Raw genomic sequence first — 11,806 nt, 5'->3', positions numbered from 1 at the left:
AAATTTAAAGAAAGGAACTTATTATGGCTATTAAAAAATATAAGCCTACTTCTAATGGGCATCGTAACATGAGTCTACAAGATTTTAAAGAACTTACAACTTCTACTCCTGAAAAAAGTTTATTAGTTTCTCAAAAGAGTACAGGCGGAAGAAATAATCAAGGCAAAATAACAGTACGACATCGTGGTGGCGGAGTTAAACAAAAATATCGTCTTATTGATTTTAAACGCAATAAAGATAATATACCTGGAAAATTATCTACTATAGAATATGATCCTAACCGTAATTGTAATATTTCTTTAATTAATTACGTTGATGGAGAAAAAAGATATATTTTGACTCCAAAAGATGTTAAAGTAGGAGATAAAATTTTTTCAGGAGAAAAATCTGATATTAGAGTCGGAAACACTTTACCTTTAAAAAATATTCCTGAAGGTTTTTTAGTTCATAATATTGAATTAAAACCTGGTAAAGGTGGTCAGTTAGCTCGTAGTGCTGGCACTTCAGCTCAAATTATTAAAAAAGAGGGTAAATATGTTGTTTTAAGTTTATCTTCTGGTCAAACAAGAAAATTTTTATCTGAATGTAGAGCTACAATAGGAGTATTAGGAAACGAATTTTATAAATTAATTCGTAATGGTAAAGCTGGAAGAAGTCGTTATTTATCTATAAGACCTACTGTTAGAGGTTCGGCTATGAATCCTAATGATCACCCACATGGTGGTGGTGAAGGTCGTGCTCCTATTGGACGTAAAGCTCCTATGACTCCTTGGGGTAAAAAAGCTCTTGGTGTTAAAACACGTAAGAAAAATAAAAATTCTAATAAGTTAATTTTAAAAAATTGCAAAAAATAGATTTATAGGTGTATAAAATATGACTCGTTCAATTAAAAAAGGTCCTTTTTGCGATGAATCTCTTTTACTTAAAGTAATGAAACAAAAAAAAAATAAAACCGAAAAAGCTATTAAAACTCGTTCTCGTAGAAGCGTTATTTTACCTATTTTTGTTGGACATAAAATTGATGTTTACAATGGAAAAGAGTATATTAGTTGTTCTATTACTGAAGATATGGTTAATCATAAATTAGGGGAATTTTCACGTACTCGTACTTTTCGCGGTCATGCAAAAGGTGATAAAAAAGTTTCAAAAAAATAATTTAAAGAAGGTATTTATATGAAAGTTAAAGCTGTAACAAGTCCAATACCTATTGCTCCTAGAAAAGCACGTTTAGTTGCTGATTTAATACGTGGTAAGCATGTTAAAGAAGCAGAAGCTATTTTAATGTTTACTTCTAAATCGTCTGCTCCTGTTATTTTTAAATTATTAAAAAGCGCTGTTGCAAATGCTGTTCATAATTTTAATTTTAATAAAGATGATTTATTTGTTAAAGAAATATTTGTCGACGAAGGTTTGCGTTTGCCTCGTTTATTTCCGAGAGCTAAAGGTAAAACAGATAAAAGAAAAAAAAGAATGAGTCGTGTAAAAATATTTCTTTCTTCATTTAAAAAAGAAATTCAGGAGATGCAAGTAAATGGGTCAAAAGAGTAATCCTAATGGTTTGAGATTAGGAATAATTAGGACTTGGGAATCTAAATGGTATGATGTTGATAAAAAAGTTCCTTTTTTAGTCGGTGAAGATTTTAAAATTAGAACTTTAATTAAAAATCATTATCCTAAATCAACTATTTCTCAAATAGAAATCAAACGTTTAAAAAAATCAAATGATGAATTTATTGAAATAGATTTATATACTTCAAAAATAGGTATCATTCAAGGTCCAGAAAATAAGAATAAAAATAGTTTAATCAATAAAATAGAAAAATTAATTAATAAAAAAGTTCAAATTAATATTTTTGAAGTAAAAGCAATTAATAAAATTGCTGTTTTAGTTGCTCAAAATATCGCTATGCAATTACAACAAAGAGCTTTTTATAAAGCTGTTTTAAAATCAGCTATTCAAAAAGCTTTAAAAAGTGGTATTAAAGGTATTAAGATTATTATTACAGGTCGTTTAGGTGGAGCTGAAAAAGCTAGAAGAGATTCTATTTCTATGGGAGTTGTTCCTTTGAATACTTTGAGAGCTGATATTGATTATGCTTTTGAAGAAGCCCATACTACTTATGGTGTTTTAGGCGTTAAAGTAATTATTAATCATGGTGAGGTTTTACCTAATAAAACCATCGCAGATACTAGACAAATATTTTCTTCTCAATATGAAAATAAAAAAAATAATAATAAAAGACATTTTGTTGATAAGAAAAATTTTAAAAAAAACACATCTTAATATAATCAAAAAGAAGGGGTACATAATATATTATGTTAATGCCGAAAAAGACTAAATATCGTCGTCCTCATCGTATAAGTTATGAAGGCAAATCAAAAGGCCAAAATAGAATTATTAATGGTAATTATGGTTTGATTGCAAAAAAAGGAGCATGGATTACTAGTCAACAAATAGAATCTGCTCGTATAGCGATGACACGTCATATGAAAAGAGAAGGAAAAGTTTGGTTGAATATTTTCCCTTTTTTATCTTTAACAAGAAAACCTTTAGAAGTTCGAATGGGTTCTGGTAAAGGTAATCCTGAATTATGGGTTGCAGTTGTTAAAAAAGGTAAAGTTCTATTCGAAGTTAGTGATGCTAATAATTTAGATAAAATAGAAATAGAAGCTTTAAGATTAGCTTCACATAAATTACCTATTACTACAAAAATAGTTAAAAGAGGCCAAGAATCATGATGATCAAAGAAATTCGTAAAATGTCTGATGATGAAATGAATAAAAAAATTATTAATTTAAAAGAAGAATTATTTGATGCTAAATTAAATTTTAATTTAGTTAAATTAAAAGATACATCTCATATTCGTAAGATAAAAAAAAATATTAGACAAATTAAAACAATTATTCGTGAAAAAGAAATGTCTAAAATCAATAATAAAAATGAAAGTTTAGTAATCGATAATAAAGATAAAATTTTAATATCAAGTGCTTCAAATGAATAATTTTTAAATAAAATTGAAATATTTTTTTAATTTTAATTTTATTTAAATAATTGATAAATAAAAAAATAAATTAATATATTTTTGTTTTTTAAAATATTTTTTAAAAAAAGAGGTGAAAATTATGCGTGATAATAATAAAAAAGTTTTTTCAGGTGTTGTTGTTTCTGATAAAATGCAAAAAACAGTTGTTGTAGCTGTTAATTCTTATAATAAACATCCTTTATACAAAAAAAGAATTAAAAAAACTAGCAAATTTTATATTCACGACGAAAATGAAGTTGCTAAAATAGGAGATTTTGTTTCTTTTGCAGAAAGAAGACCTGTATCTAAAACTAAAAAATTTCGTTTATTAAATGTTATTTTGAGCAAAAATAAGGTAAAAGAATAATATGATTCAAGTAAATAGTCGTTTAAAAGTAGCTGATAATAGTGGCGCTAAAGAAGTTTTAGTTATTAATATTCCTGGTTCAAGTAAAAGACGTTATGCTCAAATAGGCGATGTTGTTGTGGTTGCTATTAAAAAAAGTATTCCATCTGGAATGGTAAAATCAGGAGAAAAATCTAAAGCTTTAATTTTACGTACTAAAAAAGGCTTAGCAGGAAAAAATGGTTCTTATATTAAATTTGATGATAACGCAGTAGTTATTATTAAAGATGATATGACTTTAAAAGGGACAAGGATTTTTGGACCTGTAGTTAAAAATCAAAAACTAAAAGATAGTAAATTTTCTAAATTTCTTTCTTTAGCTGAAAAAGTTTTTGTAATATGAGGAAATATGATGTATATTAAAGTAGGAGATATAGTAGCTATTATTTCTGGAAAAGATCGTTTTTTTATTGATGAAAAAGGTAATAAAACTGTCAAAACCGGAAAAGTAATAAAAATTTTTTTTAAAGAACAAAAAGTTTTAGTGGAAGGTGTAAATATAGCTACAAAACATAAAAATCCTTCTAAAGATGAAAAAAAAGGAAATATAGTTAAAGAAGAAATGCCTATTCATATTTCTAATGTAGCTTTAATTGATCCTGAAAAAAATATTCCAACTCGTGTCGGATTTCGTCATGAATCAGGAAAAAAAGTTCGTTATTCGAAAAAAACTGGTGTTTTGTTGGATGTATCATAATATAAAAAAGGTAGATAATAAATGAAAAAACAAAATATTGATTTGACCACAAAAAATTCGTTTTTTGCTTTAAAAGAAATTTTTAACTTTAAATCAGTAATGCAAGTTCCTAAAACAGAAAAAATAGTTATTAATATGTCTGTAGGTGAAGCTATTTCTAATGTTAAAATTTTAGACGAATTGTATGAACAGTTAACTTTAATTAGTGGACAGATACCTGTAATTATTAAAGCTAAAAAATCCATTTCTAATTTTAAATTAAGAGAAGGAATGTCTATTGGTTTAAAAGTTACTTTAAGAGGTCATAAAAAAGAATTTTTTTTACATAAGTTAATTAAAATAGTTTTACCAAAAACTCGAGATTTTAGGGGTGTTAGTCCTAAATCTTTCGATGGTAGAGGAAATTACTCATTAGGGATAAAAGAACAAATTGTTTTTCCTGAAATTGATTTAGACAAAGTTAAAAAAATTTGCGGTATGGATATTTGTATTGTTACTACAGCTAAAAACGATAAAGATGCTAAAAAATTATTAGAATTTTATGGAATGCCTTTCAGAAAATAAAATTTTTAATAAATATTTTTTTAATAAATACAAAAATATTAAATAGGGAGTTGTTGAATGGCAAAGAAATCTAAAATTGTTAAAAACCAAAAACAAAAAGAAATATTTGCGAAATATATAGAAAAACGTCTTGAATTAAGAAGAAAAAAAGATTATAAAGGGTTATCAAAACTTCCAGTTCAATCTTCGCCAGTTCGTCTTAAAAATATAGATCAAATCGATGGTAGATCAAGAGGATATATTAGAAAATTTGGTTTATCTAGAATTAAATTTCGTGAATTAGCCAACAAAGGTGAATTACCTGGTGTTAAGAAAGTTAGTTGGTAAAAAGGAGAATAAGAAAAATTATGATTACGAATCCTATTGCTGATTTATTAACAAGAATACGTAATGCTAATGCAATGTTTCATGAAAAAGTTTCGGTTCCTTGTTCTAAATTAAAAATAAAAATTTTAGAAGTTATAAGAAAAGAAGGCTTTATTAAAGGTTTTTTTGTAGATGAGGCAAGAAGAAATATTACAATTTCTCTAAAATATCATGGTAATAAACAAAGAACTATTTTAGGTTTAAAAAGAGTATCCAAACATGTTTCTGTTAAAAAAATACCTAGAGTTTTAAATGGTTTAGGAATAGCTTTAATTTCTACTTCAAAGGGTATTTTGACAGATTATGAAGCTTTAGCCAATAATATAGGTGGAGAAGTTTTAGCTTATATTTGGTAATTTATATAAGGAGACTATAATGTCAAGAATAGGAAAAAAATCCATTTCAATTCCTGAGGGAATTAAAGTCGAAATTGGAGAACAAAATTTAATTCATATCGAATCTTCTTCACATAAATTAAAATATCAAATAAACCCTTCATTAAATATCGATATTAAAGATAATTTAATTAAAATTTCAAGACCAAATAATGAAGTTTTTATGAAAAAAATTCATGGTACTACACGTGCTTTATTATTTAATATGATTTCAGGTTTAACTAATTTGTTTGTAAAAAAGATTGAAATTGTTGGGTTAGATTATGTTGTTAAAAAAGAAGGTTCTAATTTAATTTTTAATTTAGGTTTTTCTCATGTTGTTTTTTTACCTATTCCTTCTGATGTTGAAATAGAGATTATAAAGAATAAACAAATTATTATTCGAGGTATAGACAAACAATTTGTAGGACAAGTTGCCGCTAAAATATTAAAATTACGTAAACCAGAACCTTATACAGGAAAAGGAATTCTTTTAGCTGGTGCTTATGTTCATCGTAAAGCAGGAAAAAGTTCTAAAAAATAAGAAAGGATATTTATTTACATAATGATAAATAAAGAATCATCAACATCTTTACGTAAAAAACGTCATTTACGTTTAAGAAAAAAAATAATAGGTACCTCAGAAAGACCTCGTTTAAATGTTTTTTATTCGAAAAAATATTTTTATGTTCAGATAATCGATGACAAAAATAAAGTTACTTTATGCAGCGCTCATAGTAAAGAAATTAAAGCTAGTATAATTAATAATAAAGTAGCTGCAGATATCGGAAGAATTATTGCTCATAAAGCTTTACAAAAAGGTATTAATAAAGTTGTTTTTGATCGTGATGGACGTTTATATCATGGACGTGTAAAAACTTTAGCGAATGTTGCAAGAGAAGAGGGATTAATATTTTGATTAATATAAATAGTTCAAGAGACAAAATTAATTTTAAAAAAGTAAATAGTGTTTTTCAAGAAAAAGTAATTTTAATTAATAGAATTACTAAAGTTGTAAAAGGTGGACGTCGTTTACGTTTTTCTGCTTTAGTTGTTGTCGGAGATAAAAAAGGTCGAGTAGGTTTTGCAAGCGCTAAAGCTCAAGAAATTTTAGATGCTATAAAAAAAGCATTAGAGAAAGCGAAAAATAATTTAGTTACAATTCCACTTGCAGGAACTACTATTCCTCACGAAGTTATCGGTGAGTATGGCGCTTCTAAAACTTTAATAAAACCCGTTGCAAAAGGTAAAGGTATTATTGCTGGAGGAGCCGCTAGAACCGTCTTTGAATTATTAGGTATTCGTGATATTTCAGCAAAATCTTTAGGTTCAAGAACACCTATAAATACTTTAAGAGCTTTAATGATTGGATTACAAAAACTAAGAACTATTAAGGATGTAGAAAAAACTAGAGGCATTAATTTGATAGCAAGATTTAAAGGTAAACAAAAATGAAAAAATTATCAATTACATTAAAAAAAAGTTTAATCGGGAGAACTCCAAATCAAATTAAAAATGCTAATGTTTTAGGTTTGAAAAAGATTAATCAAAAAGTTATAAAAGATAATGTTGAAGTTATCAGAGGTATTATTAAAAAAATTCATCATTTAGTTGTAGTTGAAGAAATTATTAATAAAGAGAGCAATTAATATGTTACATTTATTAAAACCTGTTAAAGGCGCTAGAAAAACAATTAAACGTTTAGGACGTGGACCTGGAAGTGGAAACGGTAAAACTTCGGGTAAAGGTCATAAAGGCCAGTTAGCTCGTACTGGAGGTGGTACTCGATTAGGTTTTGAGGGTGGCCAAACACCTTTTTTTCAAAGAATTCCTAAAAGAGGATTTCATAATTTTAATAAAATTAAATATTGTATAGTTAATTTAAAAGAATTAGAACTGTTTGAAGACGGTTCTTTAATAACAAAAGATTTATTATTGAAAAAGAAAATAATTAAAAATAATAATTTATTGGTTAAAGTTTTAGCTAAAGGTGATTTAACTAAGAAATTAACTGTTCAAGCCTGTAAATTTTCTAAAAAAGCAAAAGATATTATCGAACAAAATGGTGGTAATATAGAAATAATAAGGTAGTTTTATATGACAAGATTAATTAATTTTTTAGTAGATAAAAAAAAAACAATTAAAAAAATTTTTTTTACTTTATTTATTATTTTTGTTTATGTTATTGGTACTAGAATTTATATTCCTTTTTTAGATAATTACTATTTAGTATTAAAATTATCGCAAAGTTCAAAAATTTTTGAATCATTATTTTCTAACAATCATTCTTTATGTATTTTATCTTTGGGAGTTATGCCTTATGTTACTGCTTCTATTGTTATTCAATTGAGTCAAAAGGTATTCTCTTTTATGAAAGAATGGCAAGAACAAGGAGAAAAAGGAAAACGTAAAATTAATATATGGACTAGAATTTTGACTATTTTATTATCTTTAGGTCATGGATGGACATTTATTCAAATTGAATCCCCATCATTATTATTATCTAATTTTATGTTTCAAACGCTCTTTTTTTTAACAGTAGGCGTTTTTATATCTGTTTGGTTAGCTGATTTAATAACTTCTAAGGGATTAGGAAATGGAATTTCTATATTAATAGCTATAGGGATGGCAGATAAATTATATAAAACTTTTGAATATTTGTTATTTACAAATGGTTTGGAAATAGAACGTATATTAATTTTAATTTCTTATTTTATTTTATTAATATTAACAATTATCTTATCTTCGGCTTATTTAAAAATTCCTATTAATTACGCTATAAATAGAAATAATGATAAAATTGATAAACACATCCCTATTAAATTAAATACATCTGGTATTTTACCAATTATTTTTGCGGATGCTTTTTTAAATTTAATACAACAAATATCAGTATTTTTTCCTATAAATGGAACATTTTCGAGATATATTGATATTTTTGTAAGATCGCGATCAGAATTAGGAATATATTTTTTCATTTATGTTTTATTAATTATGTTGTTTTCTTTTTTTTCATCTTTTATGACTATCAATCCTAAAGATGTCGCGGAACATTTGTCAAAACAAAATGCTTATTTAAAAGATGTTCAACCTGGATTGCCTACTGTTAAAAAAATAGTTCATGAAATGTTTAAAATTACTTTTCTTGGTAGTTGTTTTTTGACTTTATTAGCTTCTGCTCCTTATATAATTAATTATTTAGCAGGAAGCGAAATATCTAAAAAAATTACTTTTGGCGGGACTAGTCTTTTAATTATTGTCGGCGTCGCTTTAGAATCGATACAAGATATGAAAGCAAAAAATAATGTTCAAAGAATTTATAATAAATTTTTTTAAATAAATTTTTAAATTTTAAAAAAATTAATTAGAATAATTAGAGGTTGTTTATTTTTTTTATGTTATCAATTAAATCATTAGATGAAATCGTTATAATGAAAGAGGCAGGAAAGATTTTATCTTTCATAAGAAAAGAATTATTAAAATTTTTAAAAGTAGGTATTTCTACCTTTGATTTAGATATGATTGCTTTTGATTTGATGAAAAAAAACGGTGTTATTTCTGCTTTTAAAGGTTATCAAGGCTTCGGGGGTTATATTTGTATTTCAGTGAATGAAGCTGTAGTTCACGGATTACCTTCTAAAACAATAATTCTTAAATTAGGTGATATTGTCACTTTAGATATAGGTATCAAACATAAAGGTTATTTTGTAGATTCAGCTTGGACTTATTCTTTGGGTTCAGTTTCAAATAAAATTAAACAATTTATAGAAAATACTAAAAAATCTTTATTTTTAGGAATAGAACAAGTGAAACCTGGTAATAAGATTTCGGATATTTCTCGTGCTATTGGTAAATTTGGTAATAAACATAATTATGGCATCATAGAGATTTTTTCAGGTCATGGTATTGGAAAAAAATTACATGAAGAACCTTATATTTTTAATTTTGACTTTGTTTCGAAAGATTATGTTTTAGAACCAGGTATGACTTTTTGTATTGAACCTATGTTTACTTTAGGAACTAAAGAGATTAAAATATTAAAAGATGGTTGGACTGCTGTTACTTTTGATTCAAGTTTAAGTGCTCATTTTGAGCATACAGTTTTGGTTACTGATAAAGGATATGAAATTTTAACATAAAGATATAAAACAAAATAAATATTAATAATTTAAATTATAAAAATGAATAAAAAAGGAAAATAATAAAATAATGGTAGATAATAAGAGTTCTAAAACGATTGATAATAACTGTTCTACTGATGCTATAGCTGTAGTTGTCGGTAAGTTACCTAATGCAAGATTTAAATTACAACTTCTTGATCAAAGAATTATCGAAGGATTTATATCTGGCAAAATACGTACTCGTAGAATTCATATACAATTAGGTGATAAAGTGAAAGTTGATCATAGTGGTCGTATTATTTATCGTTTTTTACAAAAGGATAATGTTAAATGAAAGTTAAAGCTTCTGTTAAAAAACGTAGTGATGATGATATCGTTGTACGTCGTAAAAAAAGAGTTTATGTTATAAATAAGAAAAAACCTCGTCATAATCAAAGACAAGGTTAAACAAAGGAGTTTGGTAAATGACAAAGATATCAAAAGATAAAAAAAAGAGAAATATTGTTTTCGATTTAAGCAGAAGTATCTACGGTATCGGTCCAGCAACTGTTAGAAAGATATTACAAAAATTAAATATCAACGAACAAGATGAGATAAGCGAAAAACAAACAACTCTTATTAAAAGTGAATGCAATAAATATGATATAGAAGGCAATTTAAGAAGAAAAATTGCTTTAAATATCAAAAGATTAAAAGAAATAGGATGCGATAGAGGAATCCGTCATCGTATGGGATTACCAGTGAGAGGTCAAAAAACTAGAAATAATGCTAAAACAGCTAAAAAAAGTCGTAAGAGAACTTCCGCAGGAGATAAAAAATTTAAATAATTTAAAGGAAGAGTGTTTTAATTATGTCTCAAAAAGTTAAATCAAAAAAAAGAGTTAAAGTAAAAAAAAGTAAAAAAAATGTTCCTGTAGGGATAGCTCATATTCAAGCTACTTTTAATAATACTATTATAACTATTACAGATTTAGAAGGAAATACTATTGCTTGGTGTAGCGGAGGATTATTAGGTTATAAAAATAGTAAAAAATCTACTTCGTATATTGCTCAACAAGTAGCTAAAAAAGTTTCTTCTTTAGCAAAAGACAAAGGAATGAAACAAATTGAAGTTTTTGTTAAAGGGCCTGGCGTTGGTAGAGAGATTTCTATTCGTTCTTTACAAGAATCTGATTTAGAAATTACTGCTATAAGAGATGTCACTCCTGTACCACATAATGGTTGTAGACCCCCTAAACGTCCTCGTGGATAAAAAAAACAAATTTATTGAAGAAGGGTTAATGTTATAATGAAAAAATTGAAATTTATAAAACCTAACATGAATATTAAACAAGAAGGTTCAGATTTATCTTTTGGTAAATTTATTATTCAACCTTTAGAAAAAGGTTTTGGAATTACAATAGGTAATTCCTTAAGAAGAGTTTTATTATCTTCTTTGCCAGGAGTCGCTATTGTAAATGTTAAAATTGAAGGCGTAGATCATGAATTCAGCTTAATAAAAGGTGTTTATGAAGATGTTATGTCTATTATTTTAAATTTAAAAAAAGTTGTTATTAGTACTACTTCACAAGAAGAAGATTTTGAAGAAAAATTGAAAATAGATGTTGTTGGCGAAAAAACAGTAACAGCTGCTGATTTCGAGACTGTTGAAGGAGTCGATATTTGTAATAAAGATCAAATAATAGCTCATTTATCACCAGATGTTTCTTTTAAAATGGAAGTAACTATTAAAAAAGGAATTGGTTATTCATCTGCTGCTGATAATAAAATTTATAGTAAAAATCAATTTGGAGTTATCGCAATTGATTCTTTATACACGCCAGTTTTAAAAGTAACTTATCATATAGAACAAAAAATCAATAGCAAAGAAGAATTAGTTATGGAAATAGAAACGAATAAATCTGTTTCATCTAAAGAAGTTTTATCGATAGCGTCTAAAATTTTAATTGATCATTTAAATGTTTTAGTTAATTTATGTGATACAGTTCAAAATCAAGATTTTGTTTACGAACCTAAATTAGAAAGTTATAATCATGCTTTGAATTTAAGGTTAGATCAATTAGAAATATCAGTTAGATTATTTAATAGTTTAAAAAAATCAGGAATTAATACGGTTCAAGAATTAGTTGACCAAAATGAAAAAGATATTTTAAAATTAAATAGTTTAGGAAAAAAATCTTTCGAAGAATTGAAAGAAAAAATGAAAGAATTAGATCTTCATTTTAAAGATAATAATTGATATTCAAAAATAATAC

Annotated in this window: 24 protein-coding genes; all 24 read left to right on the top strand. The window is 26.0% G+C overall.

Features of this window, described 5'->3' with window-relative positions; translation table 11 throughout:
• Positions 1-23: 23 nt before the first annotated feature.
• Entirely contained in the window at positions 24-854 is an 831-nt protein-coding gene (gene rplB, locus RS022_RS03115) for a 50S ribosomal protein L2 (protein WP_268849728.1), read from the top strand.
• Positions 855-873: 19 nt separating this feature from the next.
• Positions 874-1,155, top strand: coding sequence for a 30S ribosomal protein S19 (rpsS, locus tag RS022_RS03110; protein WP_268849727.1), 282 nt, complete (start codon positions 874-876; stop codon positions 1,153-1,155).
• A gap of 18 nt (positions 1,156-1,173) precedes the next feature.
• A complete protein-coding gene (gene rplV, locus RS022_RS03105) occupies positions 1,174-1,548 on the top strand; it encodes a 50S ribosomal protein L22 (RefSeq protein WP_268849726.1) in 375 nt (124 codons plus the stop codon).
• Entirely contained in the window at positions 1,532-2,284 is a 753-nt protein-coding gene (gene rpsC, locus RS022_RS03100; protein ID WP_268849725.1) for a 30S ribosomal protein S3, read from the top strand. The genes rplV and rpsC overlap by 17 nt, the downstream gene beginning before the upstream one ends.
• Before the next feature lie 32 nt (positions 2,285-2,316).
• Positions 2,317-2,739 (top strand): 50S ribosomal protein L16, encoded by a 423-nt coding sequence (gene rplP, locus RS022_RS03095; protein ID WP_225696096.1) that lies wholly within the window; start codon positions 2,317-2,319, stop codon positions 2,737-2,739.
• Positions 2,736-3,002 (top strand): 50S ribosomal protein L29, encoded by a 267-nt coding sequence (gene rpmC / locus RS022_RS03090; RefSeq protein ID WP_268849724.1) that lies wholly within the window; start codon positions 2,736-2,738, stop codon positions 3,000-3,002. Before rplP ends, rpmC begins: the two co-directional genes overlap by 4 nt.
• A gap of 121 nt (positions 3,003-3,123) precedes the next feature.
• Positions 3,124-3,390 carry a 30S ribosomal protein S17 gene (rpsQ, locus tag RS022_RS03085; protein WP_420885761.1) on the top strand — a complete coding sequence of 89 codons (267 nt, stop codon included), beginning with the start codon at positions 3,124-3,126 and terminating at the stop codon, positions 3,388-3,390.
• Position 3,391: 1 nt separating this feature from the next.
• A complete protein-coding gene (rplN, locus tag RS022_RS03080; RefSeq protein WP_225696094.1) occupies positions 3,392-3,772 on the top strand; it encodes a 50S ribosomal protein L14 in 381 nt (126 codons plus the stop codon).
• A gap of 9 nt (positions 3,773-3,781) precedes the next feature.
• A complete protein-coding gene (rplX, locus tag RS022_RS03075) occupies positions 3,782-4,126 on the top strand; it encodes a 50S ribosomal protein L24 (RefSeq protein ID WP_225696118.1) in 345 nt (114 codons plus the stop codon).
• Positions 4,127-4,147: 21 nt separating this feature from the next.
• Entirely contained in the window at positions 4,148-4,690 is a 543-nt protein-coding gene (gene rplE / locus RS022_RS03070; RefSeq protein WP_268849723.1) for a 50S ribosomal protein L5, read from the top strand.
• 57 nt (positions 4,691-4,747) lie between these two features.
• Positions 4,748-5,017, top strand: coding sequence for a 30S ribosomal protein S14 (gene rpsN / locus RS022_RS03065; protein ID WP_121463679.1), 270 nt, complete (start codon positions 4,748-4,750; stop codon positions 5,015-5,017).
• 17 nt (positions 5,018-5,034) lie between these two features.
• The gene (gene rpsH, locus RS022_RS03060; RefSeq protein ID WP_268850207.1) at positions 5,035-5,412 is read left to right on the top strand and encodes a 30S ribosomal protein S8; all 378 of its coding nucleotides are present in this window, start codon (positions 5,035-5,037) and stop codon (positions 5,410-5,412) included.
• A gap of 19 nt (positions 5,413-5,431) precedes the next feature.
• Entirely contained in the window at positions 5,432-5,974 is a 543-nt protein-coding gene (rplF, locus tag RS022_RS03055; protein WP_268849722.1) for a 50S ribosomal protein L6, read from the top strand.
• Positions 5,975-5,995: 21 nt separating this feature from the next.
• Positions 5,996-6,349: a 50S ribosomal protein L18 gene (gene rplR / locus RS022_RS03050; RefSeq protein WP_268849721.1), complete on the top strand. Its 354-nt coding sequence runs from the start codon at positions 5,996-5,998 to the stop codon at positions 6,347-6,349.
• Entirely contained in the window at positions 6,349-6,885 is a 537-nt protein-coding gene (gene rpsE, locus RS022_RS03045; protein ID WP_420885774.1) for a 30S ribosomal protein S5, read from the top strand. The genes rplR and rpsE overlap by 1 nt, the downstream gene beginning before the upstream one ends.
• Positions 6,882-7,079, top strand: a complete 198-nt coding sequence (gene rpmD, locus RS022_RS03040) for a 50S ribosomal protein L30 (RefSeq protein WP_225696090.1) — start codon at positions 6,882-6,884, stop codon at positions 7,077-7,079. Before rpsE ends, rpmD begins: the two co-directional genes overlap by 4 nt.
• Position 7,080: 1 nt before the next feature.
• Complete coding sequence (rplO, locus tag RS022_RS03035) at positions 7,081-7,521, top strand: 50S ribosomal protein L15 (protein ID WP_268849720.1); 441 nt, start codon at positions 7,081-7,083, stop codon at positions 7,519-7,521.
• 6 nt (positions 7,522-7,527) lie between these two features.
• The gene (gene secY / locus RS022_RS03030) at positions 7,528-8,766 is read left to right on the top strand and encodes a preprotein translocase subunit SecY (RefSeq protein WP_268849719.1); all 1,239 of its coding nucleotides are present in this window, start codon (positions 7,528-7,530) and stop codon (positions 8,764-8,766) included.
• A gap of 59 nt (positions 8,767-8,825) precedes the next feature.
• Positions 8,826-9,569, top strand: a complete 744-nt coding sequence (gene map / locus RS022_RS03025) for a type I methionyl aminopeptidase (protein ID WP_268849718.1) — start codon at positions 8,826-8,828, stop codon at positions 9,567-9,569.
• A gap of 70 nt (positions 9,570-9,639) precedes the next feature.
• Positions 9,640-9,885 carry a S1 domain-containing protein gene (locus RS022_RS03020; protein WP_268849717.1) on the top strand — a complete coding sequence of 82 codons (246 nt, stop codon included), beginning with the start codon at positions 9,640-9,642 and terminating at the stop codon, positions 9,883-9,885.
• Positions 9,882-9,998, top strand: coding sequence for a 50S ribosomal protein L36 (gene rpmJ, locus RS022_RS03015; protein ID WP_268849716.1), 117 nt, complete (start codon positions 9,882-9,884; stop codon positions 9,996-9,998). Before RS022_RS03020 ends, rpmJ begins: the two co-directional genes overlap by 4 nt.
• Positions 9,999-10,015: 17 nt before the next feature.
• Positions 10,016-10,378 (top strand): 30S ribosomal protein S13, encoded by a 363-nt coding sequence (gene rpsM, locus RS022_RS03010; protein WP_268849715.1) that lies wholly within the window; start codon positions 10,016-10,018, stop codon positions 10,376-10,378.
• A 23-nt stretch (positions 10,379-10,401) separates the two neighbouring features.
• Entirely contained in the window at positions 10,402-10,803 is a 402-nt protein-coding gene (rpsK, locus tag RS022_RS03005) for a 30S ribosomal protein S11 (RefSeq protein WP_121463669.1), read from the top strand.
• 36 nt (positions 10,804-10,839) lie between these two features.
• Positions 10,840-11,790 carry a DNA-directed RNA polymerase subunit alpha gene (locus RS022_RS03000; protein ID WP_268849714.1) on the top strand — a complete coding sequence of 317 codons (951 nt, stop codon included), beginning with the start codon at positions 10,840-10,842 and terminating at the stop codon, positions 11,788-11,790.
• The last annotated feature ends 16 nt before the right edge of the window (positions 11,791-11,806 follow it).

Origin of the sequence: Candidatus Phytoplasma rubi, assembly GCF_026821955.1 — a bacterium.
Taxonomy (GTDB): Bacteria; Bacillota_I; Bacilli_A; order Acholeplasmatales; family Acholeplasmataceae; genus Phytoplasma; species Phytoplasma vitis.
This window is presented reverse-complemented; position numbering and strand designations above follow the sequence as displayed.